The sequence below is a fragment of the Ruegeria sp. BG6 genome, assembly GCF_056538465.1.
In genome coordinates this window covers 266,548-285,868 of sequence record NZ_JBQFTB010000001.1, presented here as the reverse complement: position 1 = coordinate 285,868, position 19,321 = coordinate 266,548, and the positions used below count along the sequence as shown (strand labels likewise).

At 58.7% G+C, this 19,321-nt stretch carries 18 protein-coding genes; 13 read left to right on the top strand and 5 right to left on the bottom strand.

All coding sequences use genetic code 11. The annotated features are described in order from the left end of the window. Positions 1–5: 5 nt before the first annotated feature. The 3 genes from ACR0JW_RS01440 to pdxH all read right to left on the bottom strand — a co-directional run bounded on the left by ACR0JW_RS01440 (position 6) and on the right by pdxH (position 1,734). Positions 6–473 (bottom strand): DUF192 domain-containing protein, encoded by a 468-nt coding sequence (locus tag ACR0JW_RS01440; RefSeq protein ID WP_170614938.1) that lies wholly within the window; start codon positions 471–473, stop codon positions 6–8. Between the two features lie 6 nt (positions 474–479). Then, positions 480–986: a cold-shock protein gene (locus tag ACR0JW_RS01435; RefSeq protein WP_480440326.1), complete on the bottom strand. Its 507-nt coding sequence runs from the start codon at positions 984–986 to the stop codon at positions 480–482. Between the two features lie 142 nt (positions 987–1,128). Next, positions 1,129–1,734 (bottom strand): pyridoxamine 5'-phosphate oxidase, encoded by a 606-nt coding sequence (pdxH, locus tag ACR0JW_RS01430; RefSeq protein WP_170677264.1) that lies wholly within the window; start codon positions 1,732–1,734, stop codon positions 1,129–1,131. A gap of 134 nt (positions 1,735–1,868) precedes the next feature. On the opposite strand from pdxH, the gene fabI reads away from it, so the two are divergent. The 5 genes from fabI (at position 1,869) to trpE (ending at position 7,883) form a co-directional block, all read left to right on the top strand. Next, positions 1,869–2,675, top strand: coding sequence for an enoyl-ACP reductase FabI (gene fabI / locus ACR0JW_RS01425; RefSeq protein ID WP_170614935.1), 807 nt, complete (start codon positions 1,869–1,871; stop codon positions 2,673–2,675). 4 nt (positions 2,676–2,679) lie between these two features. Next, a complete protein-coding gene (gene gpt / locus ACR0JW_RS01420) occupies positions 2,680–3,189 on the top strand; it encodes a xanthine phosphoribosyltransferase (RefSeq protein ID WP_170677266.1) in 510 nt (169 codons plus the stop codon). Positions 3,190–3,255: 66 nt separating this feature from the next. Further along, positions 3,256–4,431: an aminotransferase gene (locus ACR0JW_RS01415; protein WP_170677268.1), complete on the top strand. Its 1,176-nt coding sequence runs from the start codon at positions 3,256–3,258 to the stop codon at positions 4,429–4,431. An 86-nt stretch (positions 4,432–4,517) separates the two neighbouring features. Beyond that, positions 4,518–6,359 carry a SurA N-terminal domain-containing protein gene (locus tag ACR0JW_RS01410; protein WP_480713510.1) on the top strand — a complete coding sequence of 614 codons (1,842 nt, stop codon included), beginning with the start codon at positions 4,518–4,520 and terminating at the stop codon, positions 6,357–6,359. A 12-nt stretch (positions 6,360–6,371) separates the two neighbouring features. Then, the gene (gene trpE / locus ACR0JW_RS01405) at positions 6,372–7,883 is read left to right on the top strand and encodes an anthranilate synthase component I (protein WP_170677272.1); all 1,512 of its coding nucleotides are present in this window, start codon (positions 6,372–6,374) and stop codon (positions 7,881–7,883) included. Between the two features lie 55 nt (positions 7,884–7,938). Here the strand turns inward: trpE and ACR0JW_RS01400 are convergent, their stop codons facing one another. Then, entirely contained in the window at positions 7,939–9,351 is a 1,413-nt protein-coding gene (locus ACR0JW_RS01400) for a polysaccharide deacteylase family 2 protein (protein WP_170677274.1), read from the bottom strand. A 195-nt stretch (positions 9,352–9,546) separates the two neighbouring features. Between ACR0JW_RS01400 and ACR0JW_RS01395 the strand changes: the two genes are divergently transcribed. From ACR0JW_RS01395 to lexA, 6 genes are all read left to right on the top strand, one after another. After that, positions 9,547–10,128: an aminodeoxychorismate/anthranilate synthase component II gene (locus tag ACR0JW_RS01395; RefSeq protein ID WP_170677276.1), complete on the top strand. Its 582-nt coding sequence runs from the start codon at positions 9,547–9,549 to the stop codon at positions 10,126–10,128. After that, positions 10,125–11,144 carry an anthranilate phosphoribosyltransferase gene (gene trpD, locus ACR0JW_RS01390; RefSeq protein ID WP_170677278.1) on the top strand — a complete coding sequence of 340 codons (1,020 nt, stop codon included), beginning with the start codon at positions 10,125–10,127 and terminating at the stop codon, positions 11,142–11,144. Before ACR0JW_RS01395 ends, trpD begins: the two co-directional genes overlap by 4 nt. After that, positions 11,141–11,953: an indole-3-glycerol phosphate synthase TrpC gene (gene trpC / locus ACR0JW_RS01385; protein ID WP_170824515.1), complete on the top strand. Its 813-nt coding sequence runs from the start codon at positions 11,141–11,143 to the stop codon at positions 11,951–11,953. Before trpD ends, trpC begins: the two co-directional genes overlap by 4 nt. Next, positions 11,953–12,426, top strand: a complete 474-nt coding sequence (gene moaC / locus ACR0JW_RS01380; RefSeq protein WP_170677282.1) for a cyclic pyranopterin monophosphate synthase MoaC — start codon at positions 11,953–11,955, stop codon at positions 12,424–12,426. Before trpC ends, moaC begins: the two co-directional genes overlap by 1 nt. After that, positions 12,423–13,595, top strand: a complete 1,173-nt coding sequence (locus ACR0JW_RS01375; protein ID WP_170677284.1) for a molybdopterin molybdotransferase MoeA — start codon at positions 12,423–12,425, stop codon at positions 13,593–13,595. The genes moaC and ACR0JW_RS01375 overlap by 4 nt, the downstream gene beginning before the upstream one ends. A 77-nt stretch (positions 13,596–13,672) precedes the next feature. Continuing rightward, positions 13,673–14,371 carry a transcriptional repressor LexA gene (gene lexA, locus ACR0JW_RS01370; RefSeq protein WP_170614924.1) on the top strand — a complete coding sequence of 233 codons (699 nt, stop codon included), beginning with the start codon at positions 13,673–13,675 and terminating at the stop codon, positions 14,369–14,371. Positions 14,372–14,375: 4 nt separating this feature from the next. Here the strand turns inward: lexA and ACR0JW_RS01365 are convergent, their stop codons facing one another. After that, on the bottom strand, positions 14,376–16,409 hold the full coding sequence (locus tag ACR0JW_RS01365) for a ComEC/Rec2 family competence protein (protein WP_170677288.1): 2,034 nt from the start codon (positions 16,407–16,409) through the stop codon (positions 14,376–14,378). Positions 16,410–16,487: 78 nt separating this feature from the next. Here ACR0JW_RS01365 and gltX point away from each other — a divergent pair, with 78 nt between their 5' ends. Further along, positions 16,488–17,888 (top strand): glutamate--tRNA ligase, encoded by a 1,401-nt coding sequence (gene gltX, locus ACR0JW_RS01360; RefSeq protein WP_170824513.1) that lies wholly within the window; start codon positions 16,488–16,490, stop codon positions 17,886–17,888. A 121-nt stretch (positions 17,889–18,009) separates the two neighbouring features. Further along, on the top strand, positions 18,010–19,305 hold the full coding sequence (gene gltA, locus ACR0JW_RS01355) for a citrate synthase (RefSeq protein WP_170614921.1): 1,296 nt from the start codon (positions 18,010–18,012) through the stop codon (positions 19,303–19,305). Positions 19,306–19,321 lie beyond the last annotated feature (16 nt).

Genomic DNA, 19,321 nt, shown 5'->3' with positions numbered 1-19,321 from the left:
AAGCCCTAACAGGGCCAAATCGCAGGTCCGCGCGAAAAAACTTTGTGCCGCATCTGGGAACCGGGCGTTATCAGGTACCGCGCCGCGAGACCGGCGTTAATTTCCAATACCGCAAATACCTTACCCCCGCCGTCGACAGGGGTCAGATCACCCGGAACCGCATTGTGGTGCACTTTCATTACGGACCCGGACTGATCCAGAAAAATCATGTCCAAGGGAATCAGCGTGTTCTTCATCCAGAACGCCACGGGTTGCGGCGGATCGAAGACAAACAGCATCCCCGACTGCGTCGGCAGTGATTCCCGAAACATCAAGCCGCGCGCACGGTCCTGAGGCGAGATCGCAAGTTCGATATCAAACCGAATGTGAGTTTTGTCGTTCCGGACATAGATCCTGTCTTCCCGACAGGCCGCCAACGCGGTTTCAGCCCACATTACTGAAAGAATAATGAGAACCGAGAGAAACCTGATCATTGGCACTTAGGCGTCCAGAGCAGCTTCCCAGGCCAGAACCTGCGCCGCCATACGTCCCCGCTTGCCGTCGATGACACGCATCGCCAGGGCCTCGCCAGGCTGAAGATCGGCCAGCCCGGACCGGCGCAGAACCTCGATGTGAAGAAAAACGTCTTCATCACGGCCAAAGACATTTGCAAAGCCAAAGCCCTTGCCCTTGTCGAACCATTTGACGCGCGCCGCCTCAAGCGGTGCGTTGGCAATCACGACCGGGTCAAGATCGGCGAAATCGGCCAGCAGCATGGCATCTGCACGTGCGGGAGGATCGACGCTCACGACTTCGACCGCCTGAACTCCGCGATCAGTGCGATGCGTCATAATCTCGATACCGGCGCCATCGGCGACCGAACTTTGCCCGAAATTGCGCAACACGTTCACATGCAACAGAATATCCGGGCCGCCTTCGTCGGACACAACAAATCCGTACCCCTTTGCGGGATCGAACCATTTAACGTGTCCACGTACGCGGTACATGTTGTTCAGATCTTCTGGCACTGTTTTCCCATCGCGAAAATTAGCACTTCGTTAAGGGTTTGATGTGTATGGGAATGGCGCGCAAATTCAAGCTGAAAAAAATCATTGTTTTCTGCGTGTTGCATTTCACGATACGCGAAAGTCATGGATTCAACCTCTGCACTTGCCACGCGGAACCCGATTGATCCCGCCGCCATCTGAACCGATCATGCAAACGAAATGCACCATCGGCCCAAAACTCGATTTCCGTCGGCTCCAACCGATACCCGCCCCAGAACGGCGGGCGTGGCGGATTGGGTCCAAGCTTCGCCGTTACTTTTGCCACTTCCGCCATCAGAACCGATCGGCTGCTCAGCGGCTGCGATTGTTTGGAAGCCCAGGCCCCCAAACGGCTTTTCAGTGATCTCGAGGCATAGTATTCATCCGCCTTCGGACCATCCTCGCGCGATATTGTACCACGAACTCGGATCTGCCGCCGCAAGGATTTCCAGTGCATGACAAAAGCCGCTTTGCCGGCACTTTCCAGTTCCACTGCCTTGGCGCTTTCATAGTTCGTGTAGAATACAAAGGCGTCCGGCTCGATTTCCTTAAGCAGAACCATGCGCACATTGGGCATCTCGTCCGAATCTACGGTCGCCAAAGCAATCGCATTCGGATCGTTAGGTTCAGACTCTCTGGCCTCGCCCAGCCACCGCTCCGCCAATTCAAACGGATCAGTTCCGGCAAAAATGCCGCTACGCTCGTTCATTTCCATCCCCTGGAAAGTAATGTTGACGACCCTAAGGCGAGAACCCGCTGCGGGCAAGACCCGCTCAGCCTTGAAGCGGCGCATCCAATGGCCTAAACCACTCTGATAAAACCGGGACAGGCGGAGATCCAAATATGTCTAATCAGTTGATGGCCGGAAAACGCGGCCTCATCATGGGACTGGCCAATGACAAATCAATCGCATGGGGAATCGCCCGCGCCCTGTCCGAAGCAGGCGCTGAGCTGGCCTTCTCGTATCAGGGCGATGCGTTGAAAAAACGGGTTGACCCACTTGCGGCCCAGTTGGGCAGCGATATCGTGTTGCCCTGTGACGTCAGTGATGAGGCATCCATTGACGGGTTGTTCGCGCAGCTTTCTGAAAAATGGGGCAAGCTGGACTTTATCGTCCATGCCATCGGCTTCTCGGACAAGAACGAACTGCGCGGGCGCTATGTCGATACGTCACGGGCTAATTTCAACCTGACGATGGACGTGTCGGTTTATTCCTTTACCGCAGTGATGCAGCGCGCAGAAAAACTGATGTCCGAAGGCGGCAGCGCAATCACGCTGACCTATTACGGGGCCGAGCAGGTGATGCCGCACTACAACGTGATGGGCGTCGCCAAGGCCGCTCTTGAAGCGTCCGTCAAGTATCTGGCTGAAGACCTGGGCAAGGACGGGATTCGCGTTAACGCAATTTCGGCGGGTCCGATCAAAACACTGGCGGCAAGCGGTATCGGCGATTTCCGCTATATCATGAAGTGGAACGAATATAATTCGCCCCTGCGCCGGAACGTGACCATCGACGATGTCGGCAAATCCGCCCTATACCTGTTGTCCGACCTCAGCAGCGGTGTAACCGGTGAAAATCTGCACGTGGATTCGGGGTATCACATCGTCGGCATGAAAGCCGTCGATGCGCCGGATATTGAAAAGGGTTGATCAGATGAGCGCCAAAGACCGCCTGCCGCACGAAAAAGGGTTTCATATCAGCTGGGACCAGATTCACCGCGATTCCCGCGCCCTGGCGTGGCGTCTCGATGGCCAGGGGCCTGACGACGGCGCCTGGCGCGCGGTCGTGGCCATCACTCGGGGCGGAATGGCTCCTGCGATGATCGTCAGCCGGGAACTGGATATTCGCACGGTCGATACGATCAGCGTCCGCTCGTACCATCATCAGGAACAAGGCGAGGCCGAAGTGCTCAAGGCGCCTGATGCCAACCTGATGGGCGACGGTACCGGTGTGCTGATCATTGATGACCTGGTCGACAGCGGCAAAACGCTGGAACTTGTACGCGACATGTATCCCAACGCGCATTTCGCCACAGTCTACGCCAAGCCCAAAGGTCGCCCGATGGTGGACACCTTCATCACCGAGGTCAGCCAGGACACCTGGATTTTCTTCCCCTGGGACATGGCCCTGCAATATGTCGAGCCTTATCGCGGCACCGATTGATCCCACGCCGCGGTTTCTTCTGTTCAAAATACCTCGGAGCGCGGGGCATTGCCTCGCAAAAACCGCATGACACATACACGCACCACCGCCACTTTCGCCCCTCCGGTGATGGAGGCGCGACGCTGGCTGGAAGGCGTCGAGTTTCCCGAAGACCGGCCTCTGATCAATGTCAGTCAGGCCGCGCCCGTGGACCCTCCGCCACTCGAACTGCGAAAGGCAATGGCAGAGTTCGCGATTTCCGAAAACAGCGCCCATCTTTACGGGCCTGTGTTGGGTAATACCGACCTTCGCACAGAGCTGGCCCGCCAGATCGGGGCACATTATCAGTCCCATGTTGATCCAGAACAGGTCGCAATCACATCAGGATGCAATCAGGCATTTTCTGCTGTGATCGCCGCGATCACGGATCAGGGGGACGAGGTTATCCTGCCAACCCCTTGGTATTTCAATCATAAAATGTGGCTCGACATGGCTGGTGTGCGGGCTGTTGATCTTCCCACGGGTGATGATCTGCTGCCGGACGTGGCCCGGGCCCGAGACCTGATCACCGAAAAGACACGCGCGATTGCGCTGGTCACTCCGAACAATCCAGGCGGCGTCGAATACCCCTCGGAACTGGTTGGGGCGTTCTATGATCTTGCCCGTGAGGTCGGCATCAAACTGTTGGTGGACGAGACCTATCGGGATTTCGACAGCCGGTCCGGTGCTCCGCATGAACTGTTCCGTCAGCCCGACTGGCAGGATACATTTGTTCATCTCTACTCGTTTTCCAAGGCCTTCCGTCTGACCGGCCACCGGGTCGGAGCCATCGCGGCAAGTCCACAACTTTTGGCCGAGATCGAAAAGTTTCTGGACACGGTTGCTATCTGCCCGGGTCAGATTGGCCAGTTCGCCGCGTTGTGGGGGATGCAGAACCTGTCACAATGGCTTGCGTCTGAACGTGATGAAATCCTGGATCGCCGTGCGGCCATCGCGGAAGAGATGCCCAGACTGACGGCCAGGGGCTGGCGGTTGCTTGGGCTGGGCGCGTATTTCGCATATCTTGAACATCCATTCGACATTCCGTCAGATGAGCTTGCCCAAAAGCTGGTGGCCGAAGCTGGTGTTCTGCTGTTGCCAGGTACCATGTTCACACCCACTCAGGATACGGCGGGCCGACGGCAGGTTCGCATCGCTTTTGCCAACATCGACCGCGTCGGTATCGAACGTTTGTTCGACCGTCTTCAGGCGCTTTCCATCTGATCTTGCCCCCCGGCGGTCCGCGTCGTATTCAGGGCCGCAACCAACAGGGCAGTCATCTGCCGACAAAAGCATGAAAGAGGGCGTCCATGGCCGCAGGCATGAAAAACCTATCAAAGACCTTCGTCTGGATTCTCATGGGCTTGCTGATGCTTGGACTTGCAGGGTTCGGCGCCGTAAACCTCAGCGGTACGGTGCGGACGGTGGCGCAGGTCGGCGACGAAGTGGTCCCTATCAACGCATATGTGCGCGAACTGCAGCGTGAAATCCGCGCAGTCGAGGCCCAGACAGGTCAGGCCCTGCAAATGTCGCAGGCACAGGAGTTGGGGCTGGGCCAACTGGCGTTGTCCCGTCTGACGGCTCTGGCTGCGTTGAACAACGAAGTGGCTCAGCTGGGCGTTTCGATTGGCGATGAAAACCTGCAGAAGGAAATCGTCGCGATCCCGGCATTTCAGGGCGTGGACGGAAATTTCGACCGCGAAACCTACCAGTTCCAACTGGAACAGGCGGGGATGACCGATGCCGAGTTCGAATCTGATCTTCGCAAGGAATCCGCGCGGACCATTGTCCAGGGGGCGGTTGTTGGCGGCGTCGTAATGCCCGCAACGCTGTCGGACGTATTGACGGGCTATGTCGGCGCACGGCGCAGCTTTACCGTCGCGACACTTGGGGCCGATGCCCTGACCGCACCGATTGCTGAACCCACGGACGAGCAGTTGCAAACGTATTACGACGAAAACACGGATCGTTTCACCCTGCCCCGCACCAAACGCCTGACCTACGCGATCCTGTCGCCCGAAATGTTGCTCGACAGCGTTGAAGTCCAGGACGACGCCTTGCGCAGCCTCTATGATCAGCGCATCGCCGAATTCCAGCAACCGGAACGACGCCTCGTCGAACGGCTGGCCTTTTCGGACGAAGCGGCCGCTATGGATGCCCTGGCGCAGATCGAGGTTGGCGGCACGACATTTGAACAACTCGTGCGTGATCGCGAGCTCGAACTGAGCGATATTGATCTGGGCGACGTGACCCGCGAGGACCTCGGCGAAGCGGCCGATGCTGTTTTTGGGGCAGATCTTGATGTGGTGGTTGGACCTCTGCCATCCGTGTTTGGCCCTGCGCTGTTCCGGATCAACGGATCACTGGCAGCAAACAACATCCCGTTTGAAGACGCTGCCCCTGACCTGCGCGAGGAACTGGCAGCCGAGCGTGCACGGCGTCTGATCGAGGCGCAGGCCGAGGACATCAACGACATGCTTGCCGGTGGGGCCACCCTGGAAGAACTGGCAGGCGAAACCGAGTTGGAACTGGGCCAGATCGACTGGACCCGTGAAAACAAAGAAGGTGTCGCCGCGTATGAGGGCTTTCGCGCCGCCGCCGAAGCCGTCCGCGAAGGCGACTTCCCCGAAATCGGCTTTCTCGAAGACGGCTCGATTTTCGCGTTGCGCCTGAATGAGGTTCTGCCGCAGCGGCCTGAACCGCTTGAGACCGCCCGTGACCGTGTGGCCGAGGCATGGGTTCAGGCTGAAACAGGCAAGGCCCTGCAGGATCAGGCCAACACTGTCTTGACCCAACTGGCGACCGACGGCGACTTTGCCGCGACAGGTTTGCCGTTCCGGGTAGAGAACGCTTTGACCCGCACCGCCTTCCTTGATGACGCTCCGGTCGGATTCATGACCCAGGTCTTTGAAATGGAGCCGGGTGAGTTGCGGGTTGTACCCGGCAATGATGCCGCCCTGATCGTCAGGCTGGACGAACTGCTGCCGCCGGCTGAGACCGACGAACTGCGCCAGATGAAAGCCGCGCTGGAAGTCCAGATGAACCAGGCGCTGGCTCAGAACATTTTTGACGCCTATGTGCGCGATGCCCAGACTCGTGCCCGCCCGGTTATTGATCAGCGTGCGCTGAACGCCGTGCAGGCGAGCTACTAAAAGAGAGCGGACATGGCCCTGACCCCAGAATTTGACGTATTCGCGCGTGCCTACGAGGCAGGCGAGAATCAGGTCGTCTATACCCGCCTGGCCGCCGACCTGGACACGCCCGTCTCGCTGATGTTGAAACTGACGGGGGCTCAGAAGGACGCTTTTGTTCTGGAATCGGTCACGGGGGGCGAAGTCCGCGGGCGCTACTCGATCATCGGTATGAAGCCGGACCTCATCTGGCATTGCCATGGTAAGACGTCCTCGCTGAACCGCTCTGCCCGGTTCGATCCGGACGCCTTCGTGCCGCAGGACGGCAATCCTGTGGACAACCTGCGGTCGCTCCTGGCCGAATCCCGCATCGACCTGCCTGAAGAACTGCCGCAGGCTGCGGCGGGCCTGTTCGGCTATCTTGGCTATGACATGGTGCGGCTGGTCGAATACCTGCCGGATGTGAACCCCGACCCGTTGGGCCTGCCGGATGCGGTGATGCTGCGCCCGTCGGTGATCGCGGTTTTGGATGGGGTCAAAGGCGACGTGACGGTCGTGTCCCCTGCCTGGGTCAGCGAAGGTCAATCCGCCAAGGCCGCCTATGCGCAGGCTGCCGAACGCGTCATGGATGCTGTCCGCGATCTGGAACGCGCGATGCCGACCGAATCCAGGGATCTGGGCGACGCGCATGAGATCGCCCCGCCCGTTTCGAACTTCACCAAATCCGGCTATATGGAAGCGGTTGAAAAGGCCAAGGAATATATCCGCGCAGGCGATATCTTTCAGGTGGTTCCGGCCCAGCGTTGGACACAGGAATTCCCGCTGCCGCCTTTTGCGCTGTATCGATCCCTGAGGCGCACAAACCCTTCGCCGTTCATGTTCTATTTCAATTTCGGCGGATTTCAGGTTGTCGGCGCAAGCCCGGAAATTCTGGTACGTGTCTTCGGGGATGAAGTTACGATCCGCCCCATCGCCGGCACCCGTCCGCGCGGAGCGACGCCGGAAGAGGACAAGGCGAACGAAGTCGATTTGCTTGCCGACAAGAAAGAACTGGCCGAGCACCTGATGCTGCTGGATCTGGGCCGCAATGACACCGGGCGCGTTTCCAAAATCGGCACCGTGCGCCCCACGGAAGAGTTCATCATCGAACGCTACAGCCACGTGATGCATATCGTCTCGAACGTGGTTGGCGAACTGGCAGAGGACAAAGACGCGCTGGACGCGTTTTTTGCAGGGATGCCGGCGGGCACGGTCTCGGGTGCCCCAAAGGTGCGCGCGATGGAAATCATTGATGAACTCGAACCCGAAAAGCGCGGTGTATACGGCGGCGGCGTCGGGTATTTTAGCGCCGGCGGCGACATGGACATGTGCATCGCCCTGCGAACGGCAATCGTTAAGGACCAGAAACTGTACATTCAGGCCGGCGGCGGTGTTGTTTATGACAGCGACCCAGAGGCTGAATATATGGAAACGGTCCATAAATCGAACGCGATCCGGCGCGCTGCGGCGGACGCCGCCCGATTTACGGGATCAGGAAACAGCTAAAGAAAAAGGCGGCGATCCACTGACCAGCCGCCTTTTATTGAATTTTCCCTGACATTTACTGAACTTCTTTCAACATCACGGCCGAGATCGGTGCCATTGCAACCCGGTTGCCGCGATCCTCAAGCCCCCACAGCAGCAGTGCGGAAATCGTTTCTGGTCTCAAACGTCCCAGCATCACAACCGTCCCCTGCTGCCCGGCCCGGAATGCGGCCTGATCCAGAAAGCGGCGCATGATCTTCGGGTCCTGCCTTGCTCCGTCAATGTCGCGGAACACGACACCTGAAGGTGTCCCGTTGCGGGCAGCGAGTTTCTGAACCGTGTTCAAACCGTTGTCCTGCGTGATCAGACCGCGCCCGGTTCCGGCCGCAATCGCCGCCACCTGATCCGCCACCTGACGATTACCCTGAATGCCGGTGTTTACACCTTCCAGAATACCCACCGTTTCCGGCAGCGTCTCGAACCAGACCGCCAAAGACACCTCGGCGTCCTGTGCATTTGCGGCTTCCGGCAAGTCCGCGATGGCCATTACTTCAAAACCGGCCTCGCGGTGGCGCGCCATCTTTTCAGCGGCGTCAGGATCCGACGGGCTGATCGCGAAACTCAGCGGATAGGGAAAATCACGCAAAGCCTCGGCCCCAAAGGCACCTTCGTCGTCAATGAGGATGATCGACATCAAGGGCTTGGATTCCGGGTTTTCAAAGCTGGCCGCGTATGCCTCGATCGGTTTTCCGACCGGCACCTGCTCGGTCTCTTCGGCTTCCACAACAGGGTCGTCCCGTTCAGTCAAGGGAACCACGCGCCTGCCAATTGTCGAGCCCGCCGTTGCGGGCTGATCGCCCCCGATCTGCGGCAAGGTCGCGATACGGGGCAGATTGCGAGGAAGAGTATCTTCATCCCCTTCCACGGCAATGGGGCTGTTTTCAAACGGATTCTCAACCTTCGGTTCTTCCGGCTTGCTCGGCAGTGGTGCAGGCTCTGCTTCCGGTTCCAGAACAGCGACTTCTTCGGCTGGTGGTGCCGGAGGTTCAGGCGCGGTATCGGCCACCTCAGGCAAAGAATCGACCTGTGGCGTGCCAGCGGGAATTGCAGGGGCGGGTTGTGCAACCGGCGCGTCGGGGCCAACCGCAACTTCAGGTTCGGGCGCTACGTCCGGCGTTTCGATTGCGGGCTCACTCTCTCCTACGACGGGTTGCGTATCCGGCGTGGGGTCGACATTTGTCACCCCTGCAAGGGAATCTGATTGTTCATCGACGGGTTCCGGTGCTTCAGGCGGAAGTTCGACCAGATCGGCGTCGGTTCCGGCATCCGGTGCATCGGCCGTCGACACCGGATCCTCGAGCGGCGCAGGTTCGGGTGCGTGCGTTGAGACGGCCGGTTTTGACGACAAAGGCGTGTTCAACGACAGAACCGCGCCCAAAGCCAGCACGACAACCGCACCGGCGATTATTCCTCCGACAAATCCGCCCATTTCTTTTGCCTCTCGTCTTTCTCTGCGTCGATCGCTTCTGCGCCGTCTGCTGCGGCAATTCCCTGTCAGGTCTGTCCTTTGCGGGATGTCCCCTTGACGCTGCCCCACAAGCCTGAGCATGTATGTCCCGACATTATACCGTGGCCCGTGGTTGCATCGCCAGCCCGAAATGCCCAAGCCGAGACAAGTGCCCAAATGCTGCTGCTGATCGACAACTACGACTCGTTTACTTACAACCTGGTACATTATTTGGGCGAACTCGGTGCCGAAATGGTCATTCGCCGCAATGATGCGCTGGACGTGCAGGAGGCAATGGCCATGAACCCGGCCGGCATTCTGCTCAGCCCCGGTCCCTGCGACCCGGATCAGGCCGGGATTTGCCTGGCCCTGACGCAGGCGGCCGCCGAGACACGCACTCCGTTGATGGGTGTATGTCTTGGACATCAAACCATCGGACAGGTCTTTGGCGGGAAAGTCGTGCGGTGCCACGAGATCGTACATGGAAAGATGGGTATCATGCACCACACAGGCAAAGGGGTCTTCTCGGGCCTGCCTTCCCCGTTCCAAGCAACCCGGTATCATTCACTGATCGTTGAGCGTGAAAGCCTGCCTGATTGCCTTGAGATCACGGCCGAGCTGGAGGACGGCACCATCATGGGTCTGCAGCATCGGGATTTGCCGATCCACGGCGTCCAGTTCCACCCCGAATCCATCGCATCGGAGCATGGGCACGCGCTGTTGAAAAACTTCCTGCAAGAACTGAAAGTCCCCGCATGAGCGACGCACTTAAACCGCTGATCGGGGCCGCGGCCGACCGCCCGCTGACCCGGTCCGAGGCCGAGCAGGCCTTTGGCATCCTTTTTGATGGCGAAGCCACGCCCAGTCAGATTGGCGGGTTGCTGATGGCCATGCGCACGCGCGGTGAAACCGTGGATGAATACGCCGCGGCCGCCGCCGTCATGCGCACAAAGTGCAATGCCGTCAAAGCACCACCCGGGGCAATCGACATCGTTGGCACCGGTGGCGATGGCAAGGGTACGCTGAACATCTCCACCGCAACCGCCTTTGTTGTGGCTGGCGCAGGTGTAACTGTGGCAAAACACGGCAATCGCAATCTCAGCTCTAAATCCGGCGCGGCAGACGCGCTGGGGCAGCTGGGCATCAACGTGATGGTCGGCCCGCAAACGGTTGAAAAAGCTTTGAAAGAAGCTGGCATTGGCTTCATGATGGCGCCCATGCATCATCCGGCAATTGCCCATGTGATGCCAAGCCGACAGGAACTGGGCACGCGAACGATCTTCAATATCCTCGGCCCGCTTACGAACCCCGCCGGAGTAAAACGGCAACTGACCGGCGCGTTCAGCCGCGATCTGATCCGGCCCATGGCCGAAACCCTCGGCCTGTTGGGGGCGGAGCACGCCTGGCTGGTTCACGGCTCGGACGGAACCGATGAACTGACAATCACCGGCGTCAGTTGGGTTGCTTCTCTGGAAGACGGGATCGTAAAGGAGGTTGAACTGCACCCCGAAGATGCCGGACTGCCCGTGCATCCGTTCGAAGATATCCTTGGCGGCACACCGGAAGAAAACGCAGTTGCGTTCCGCGCCCTGCTGGATGGCGCACCATCGGCCTATCGTGACGCCGTTCTGCTGAATTCTGCTGCGGCGCTTGTCGTTGCGGATGCTGTAAGTGACTTGCGCGATGGCGTAGAAATGGCCGTTGAGAGTATCGACAGCGGCAAAGCCTGGGAAAAAATCACAACTCTTGCCCGAATTACACAGGAAGCCGCATGACCGAGACCGTTCTGGACAAAATCAAAGCCTACAAACTGGAAGAGGTTGCGGCAGATAAGGCGAATAAGGCACTGGAAACGCTGGAAAGCGAGGCACGCGAAGCACCCGAAGTTCGTGCGTTCGCCGAAGCATTGCACACCGCCGCGCGTTCCGGGTATGGGCTGATCGCAGAGATCAAGAAAGCCAGTCCGTCGAAAGGGTTGATACGCCCGGATTTTGATCCGCCCGCACTGGCCAAAGCGTACGAGGATGGTGGTGCCGCCTGCCTTTCTGTTCTGACCGATACCCCCAGTTTTCAGGGCGCGAAGGAATATCTTGTTCAGGCGCGCGAGGCCGTTTCCCTGCCCGTTCTGCGCAAGGATTTCATGTACGACCCCTATCAGGTGATTGAGGCCCGCGCGCTTGGTGCCGATTGCATTCTGATCATCATGGCGTCCGTCGAGGACTCTCAGGCCGCCGAATTGGAACAGACAGCAATCGATTGGGGCATGGACGTCCTGATCGAAGTACATGACGAGACAGAACTTGAACGCGCGGCAGCTTTGAAAAGCCCGCTGATCGGAATAAACAACCGTAATCTCAAGACGTTCGAGACCACTCTTGACACAACGCGGCGACTATCGAAGCTGGTTCCGGCCGATCGAACCATCGTCTGTGAAAGCGGTCTGGGATCGCCGGAAGATCTGGCTGATATCGCTCGGTACGGCGCGCGCTGTTTCCTGATCGGCGAAAGCCTGATGCGTCAGGATGATGTCGAGGCAGCGACCCGCGCCCTGTTGGCGCGTCCTCTGGTTCCCGGGGTGATGTGATGCCATTGACCCATTTTGACGCTCAGGGTCAGGCGCATATGGTGGATGTGTCGGACAAGGCCGTGACGGACCGTATTGCCGTTGCGGCCGGCCACATCAGGATGGCACAGGAAACCTTTGAAATTATTTCCGAAGGTCGGGCCAGAAAGGGTGATGTCCTGGGTATTGCACGCCTTGCGGGCATCATGGGTGCAAAAAAGACGCCAGACCTGATCCCTCTGTGCCACCCCCTGCCTGTGACGAAAGTATCGGTGGAACTGATGCTTGATCCCGATCTGCCGGGTGTTCGGATTGAGGCGACGGTTAAGACGTCCGGCCAGACCGGCGTCGAGATGGAGGCGCTGACCGCCGTGTCTACTGCTGCATTGACGGTGTATGACATGGCCAAGGCTGTGGACAAGGCAATGGAGATCGGGGGCATCCGCGTTCTTCTGAAAGACGGCGGAAAATCAGGGCGTTATGAGGCGGAATGATCACCGTTGAAGAAGCCCGGGAACTGCTGTTTGACCTGGTTGAACCATTGCCAGTCGAACATGTCCCGCTTGCCCAATCCGCAGGCCGCATTCTGAATCAAGATGTAGCAGCCACGCGTGATCAGCCTCCATTCGCGGCATCATCAATGGACGGGTACGCCGTCAAATCGACCGAAGTCGAACTTCATGCCATGTTCAAACTGGTGGGTGAATCGGCAGCAGGCCAACGTTTCGAAGGAACTGTCGGCCCGGGACAGGCCGTTCGGATCTTCACCGGCGCTCCAGTACCGGATGGTGCCGATTTCGTGGTCATTCAGGAAGAAGTCGAGCGCCGAGGGGATCTGATCACCATAACGGATACACCTGGTCAGAAAACGAACATACGTCCTGCCGGAGTTGATTTCAGAGCCGGTGCCAAAATCACCGCGCCGCGCCAGATTCGTGCCGAAGACGTGGCGCTGATGGCTGCCATGAACATCCCGGTCGTTCCGGTGACACGCAAACCGGTGGTCGCGTTGATCTCTACGGGCGATGAACTTGTAATGCCCGGCGAAATACCCGGCCCGGATCAGATCATTGCCTCCAACACCTTTGGCTTGCATGCGTTGCTGCAGGGGTTGGGCGCCGAAGTGCGAATGCTGCCGATCGCACAGGACACGGTCTCATCACTTGAAACCGCGTTCGCTCTGGCGAAAGGAGCAGATCTGGTGGTTACGATCGGTGGTGCGTCAGTTGGCGACTACGATCTGGTGTCTGACGTTTCGCAAGGTCTTGGGATGCAGCGCGCCTTCTACAAAATCCGCATGCGCCCGGGAAAACCGTTGATGGCAGGACGTTTAGGGGATGCAGCTATGGTGGGTCTGCCGGGCAACCCGGTCAGTGCCATGGTATGTGGCTACCTGTTCCTCGCTCCCATGGTTCGACGGATGCTGGGGTTGGAGCAGACGCTGCAACCGCTCAGATCCGCGAAACTGACTGAACCAGTAGGGGACAACGGCCCGCGCGAACATTATATGCGCGCCATTCGGGACGAAAACGGTATCCGGGCCTGTGCGGATCAGGACAGTTCCCTGCTTAGTGTTCTTGCACAGGCGAATGCTCTGATCGTTCGCCCTCCGCACGATCCAGCGCGCGATACAGGTGACGAGGTTCAGTACCTGCCGATCTGAAAAACGGCAAATTCGTTGACACAAAACGTGAACATGCGTAGAACAAAAGAAAACGTATGAGCATCGAGGTGTGAGCAATGCTGACCAAGAAGCAATTGGATTTGCTGGAATTCATCCACAAACGCGTGCAGTCGGACGGTGTTCCGCCAAGTTTCGATGAAATGAAGGCGGCGCTGGACCTCAGATCGAAATCCGGCATTCATCGCCTGATCACTGCATTGGAAGAACGCGGGTTTATCCGACGCCTCGCCCACCGCGCGCGCGCGATCGAGATCGTGAAGCTGCCTGAAAGTCTCGGCGGCGAACCCACGGCCGCATTCTCGCCCCGCGTGATTGAAGGTGACAAACCAGCGGGCCCGCGCCCTGCGAATTTCGAACCTGTTTCAGTCGACGCACTGGAATTGCCGGTCATGGGGCGGATCGCTGCTGGTGTCCCGATCGAAGCGATCAGCCATGTATCGCATCGCGTGGCGGTTCCCGGCACGATGGTGTCCGGCAAGGGCGAACACTATGCGCTTGAGGTTCGCGGTGACTCGATGATCGATGCCGGGATCAACGACGGTGACGTAGTTGTAATCCGGGAAACATCGACAGCAGACAACGGCGATATCGTAGTGGCCCTGGTTGAAGAGCAGGAAGCAACATTGAAACGGTTCTTCCGCCGTGGCCAAGCCATTGCGCTGGAAGCCGCAAACCCGGCCTATGAAACCCGTGTTCTGCCCGAGGACAAAGTCAGGGTTCAGGGGCGACTCGTCGGCCTGATCCGTACTTACTGACCGCTCAGGAGTTCCCGGGCCTGCCCGGGGACCATAGCCTTTGGCCCGACAGTTCCGAGCTTGTTCGCACAGTCTGACCCGAGATGGAAAGGCTGCCGGTCTGTCGCAGAATCCCAGCATCGATGATTTGGCATCCCCCGCTCAACGACAGTTCAAAAGCAGACACGATGATCTGGTTGGATTTGCATTCATCAAACAGTTGAACCGCCTTTTTGCCGGACAGATGTACCAGTTCAGTGCCTTTCAGGTCATATCGGGCGATTTTTTTGTCCGTCTGCGGCCACCTTCCGGCTGCGAGCACTTGATCAACACCGTCACCGTCATTCTCAAGCCAGACCGACGCGACAAAGCCGCTTCCTTTCGCCTTGCTCAGCGCCCGACCGTTCTCGGTCATCACACCAACCAACGCGCCGGAATCGGCGATAAGAACCTCGGGGCGGTGCCCCTGCACCCACATCAAAAAAGCCGTGGTAACGGGCACCACACCGGCCCATCTCGCCTTGCCATGCCACAGAGAAAACCACAAAGCACCCAGTGCAAACACCGGCAGCACAAAGTCTGGTGGGCTGGCGACAAAGCCTTGCGCGCCTTCCAGCCCTGACACCCATTCGGAAACGCCCAAAATCCAGCGCAGGCCGATTCCCATGACGCCTAACGCCAATGCTTCCAGCCCAAAGGGTGACAGCAAGGCCGCAACCACGGCCGATGGCACCACGATTGTTCCCATCACAGGTACTGACAAAACGTTCGCCAGCAACCCGTAGTGCGACATCGTGTTGAAATGCGCCGCGCCGATCGGGGCAGTTGCCAAGCCTGCAATTGCAGATGACAAGAGGACTCCTGCAACCGGTCTAAGCCATTTGGGACCGGGGAGCGGGCCAAAATCTCGCAATGCACCAAACACAACAACCAGGGCTGTAGTGGCAGCAAATGACATCTGAAAGCCCGGGCTCAGCAAAGATTCCGGGCGCAGAACCAATACTGCTAATGCGGCTACCGCTACTGTGCGCAGAGAGATAGCTCGCCGGTCGATCAGCACGGCCCCGAGCATAACACCAACCATTATAAAGGCCCTTTCCGTGGCGACACTTCCACCGGAAAGCAGCAGATAGATCACGGCGGCGAACAGAGCGCACAGGGCTGACAGTTTTCGAACTGGTGCGCGCAACGCCAATGGTGGAACCGCAGAAAGCCCGATACGGCAAACCACATAAACGAACCCGGTCAGCAGCCCCATATGCAGGCCGGAAATCGCCAGAAGATGTGCCAGATTCGAGGCCCGCAGGCTTTCAAGCGTGGATTGCCCCATGCCGCTGCGGTCCCCTGTTGTAACGGCAGCGGCAAATCCTCCGACCTCACCGGGCAGGACTGAACGAACCTTGCTCGAAATCGTGGCCCGCCAGGACGCGATCCAAATTTGGCCATCACCTGCCGTCGCCGCTTCGGTGGTAAGTACTGGAACGCGCGTGTATCCAACGGCCCCCAGACGCTGGAACCATGCATGTCGGCGGAAATCGAACCCGCCAGGTTCCACCGGACCCTGGGGTGGCGAAAGATGAGCCGTTGTCATAATCCGTTGCCCCGGAACCAAAGACACCGCGCCACCGTGCAAAGAAAGCCGGATGCGCCGGGGCCTGCTGTTTACGGGTAGATCCCCTAGTCGTACCCGGTCCAGCGTGACCCGCAGCGCATCCGACGCAGAGCGATCCAGGGCCACGACCCGCCCCTCGACCGGGCCGTAGTAACGCCACGACAGGACCGGCTCTGCCACCATGTGGGAACGCGCGCCAGCAAGAATGAACCCGCCAGCGATCAGCGCACCCCCCAATGCCAACGCCGCCCAGCCGGACCGCAACCGAACCCCGAGGATCCCGATTGCCAAGCCAATTCCAGCCACCCAAACATACAGCTCCCGGTCCGGCTCGAACCGCAAACTGAAGTACAGGCCAATACCCGCGGCCAGACAAACCGGAGACCAGTGGAACAAAGATCCACTCTGGTTCCGCAGCGCGACCTCAATCCGTGCAAGAACGCGCATGCTTGCCCCCGTCCTTCGGGCTCGTTAGACAGGCGCCAAACTAAACCCGACACGGTTACCAAAAGGTTAATCAACACAATGTCCGATCAGGTCGTCACCCGTTTTGCCCCTTCCCCTACCGGCTTTCTGCATATCGGTGGCGCGCGGACCGCGCTGTTCAACTGGCTGTATGCGCGGGGACGTGGCGGTAAGTTCCTGCTGCGGATCGAGGATACCGACCGTGAACGTTCGACCCCGGAAGCAACAGAAGCCATCCTGCAGGGCATGGCCTGGCTGGGTCTGGATCATGACGGGGATGTGATCAGCCAGTTCGAGGGCGCGGACCGCCACGCCGAAGTTGCGCTGCAGTTGCTGGCAGAAGGCAAGGCTTACAAGTGTTTCTCGACTCAGGACGAGATCGCCGCCTTCCGCGAACAGGCCCGGGCTGAGGGAAAATCGACCCTGTTCAGCAGCCCCTGGCGCGACGCCGACCCGGCCTCGCACCCAGACGCGCCTTATGTGATCCGCATCAAGGCCCCGCAGGAAGGCAGCACCGTAATCCGCGATCAGGTTCAGGGCGACGTGACCATTCGCAACGACCAGTTGGACGACATGGTTCTGCTGCGGTCGGACGGCACCCCCGTCTATATGTTGGCCGTCGTGGTCGATGATCACGATATGGGCGTGACCCACGTTATTCGTGGCGACGATCACCTGAACAATGCCGCGCGTCAAATGATGATCTATCAGGCGATGGGCTGGGATGTCCCGGTCTGGGCCCACATCCCGCTGATTCACGGGCCTGACGGCAAAAAGCTGAGCAAACGCCACGGCGCACTGGGAGCACAGGAATACCAGGCAATGGGTTATCCTGCCGCCGGAATGCGCAATTATCTGGCGCGTCTGGGCTGGAGCCATGGGGATGATGAGTTCTTCACCGATGCACAGGCCAAAGAATGGTTCGACCTGGACGGTATCGGCAAAAGCCCGGCCCGTTTCGATCTGAAAAAGCTGGAAAACCTGTGCGGCCAGCATGTCGCGATTTCGGATGATGCTGCACTGCGGCAAGAAATCGAAGCCTACCTGGCCGCCGCCGGCGAACCCGCTCTCAGCGCGACACAAAGTGGTGATCTCGAGCGTGCGATGTATTGCCTCAAGGATCGGGCACGGACTTTCCCCGAACTGCTTGAAAAAGCACATTTTGTTCTGACGTCGCGTCCCATCGAACCCGATGAGAAAGCGGCAAAAGCTCTTTCATCTGTATCCGATGGTATACTGAGAGAATTGACGCCGCACGTGCAAAATGTTAGCTGGACGCGAAGCGAGCTGGAGGACGCCCTGAATTCGTTTGCTGAATCTCAGGGGCTCAAGTTCGGCAAGCTGGCTGGTCCCTTGCGGGCAGTGCTGGCGGGTCGGGCTGTAACGCCTTCGGTTTTTGACATGATGCTTGTGCTGGGACGGGATGAGACCCTGGCACGGCTTTCTGATGCAGCGAAATAAACCCAATCTTCATATTCGGGTAACGCTGCTCGGCTAACACCCGGTCTGTACGCCTGCGTACAGCCGTCGCCGCAAGGTCGGACTGTGATCCGGCCAGCGCATGATTGAGGAAGGGATAACGATGACCGACAGCAAAAAAACAGCCACTCTGAATGTCCATGGCAAGGATTATGAGTTGCCGGTTCATTCGCCGACCGCCGGGCCCGACGTCATCGATATCCGCAAACTGTACAGCGAGGCGGGTGTCTTTACTTATGATCCCGGTTTCACGTCGACAGCAAGCTGCGACAGCACGATCACTTACATCGACGGCGAAAAGGGTGAGTTGCTGCATCGGGGCTATCCGATCGACCAACTGGCAGAGAAGTCGCATTTCCTCGAAGTTTGCTATCTGTTGCTTTACGGGGAACTGCCGGTCGCAAAGGATCTGGAGAAGTTCGAAACCACGATCACGCGCCACACCATGCTGCATGAGCAGATGCAATACTTCTACCGTGGCTTCCGCCGGGACGCACATCCGATGGCGATCATGGTGGGCGTTGTTGGCGCAATGTCGGCGTTTTACCACGACTCGACCGACATTTCCGACCCTCACCAGCGTGAAGTCGCGTCGCACCGCCTGATCGCCAAGATGCCGACAATTGCCGCCTGGGCGTTCAAGTACCACATCGGCCAACCCTTCGTTTACCCGCGCAATGATCTTGATTATGCGTCCAACTTCCTGAGCATGTGCTTTGCAGTGCCGGCAGAAGAATATGAAGTAAACCCGATCCTGAGCCGAGCAATGGACCGGATTTTGACGCTGCACGCAGATCATGAGCAGAACGCTTCGACCTCGACCGTGCGCCTGGCTTCGTCCTCGGGCGCGAACCCGTTTGCCTGTATCGCAGCGGGTGTTGCATGCCTTTGGGGTCCTGCGCATGGCGGCGCCAACCAGGCTTGTCTTGAGATGCTGGAAGAGATCGGCAGCGTGGATCGTATTCCGGAGTACATCGCTCGCGCCAAGGACAAGAACGACCCGTTCCGCCTGATGGGCTTTGGCCACCGCGTCTACAAGAACTTTGACCCCCGCGCCAAGGTGATGAAGCAATCGGCGGACGAGGTTCTGGACCTGCTGGGTATCGAAGACAACCCAAAACTGCAAGTTGCAAAGGCGCTGGAAAAGCAGGCGCTGGATGACCCGTATTTCGCCGAGAAGAAGCTGTTCCCGAATGTCGACTTTTACTCGGGCATCATTCTTGAGGCGATGGGTTTCCCGACTTCGATGTTCACCCCGATCTTTGCGCTGTCCCGCACCGTTGGCTGGGTCAGCCAGTGGAAAGAGATGATCGCCGATCCTCAGAACAAGATCGGGCGTCCGCGCCAGCTGTATCTGGGTGAAACAATGCGCGACTATGTGGATATCGAAAACCGCTGATCGCAGCTGACTATTT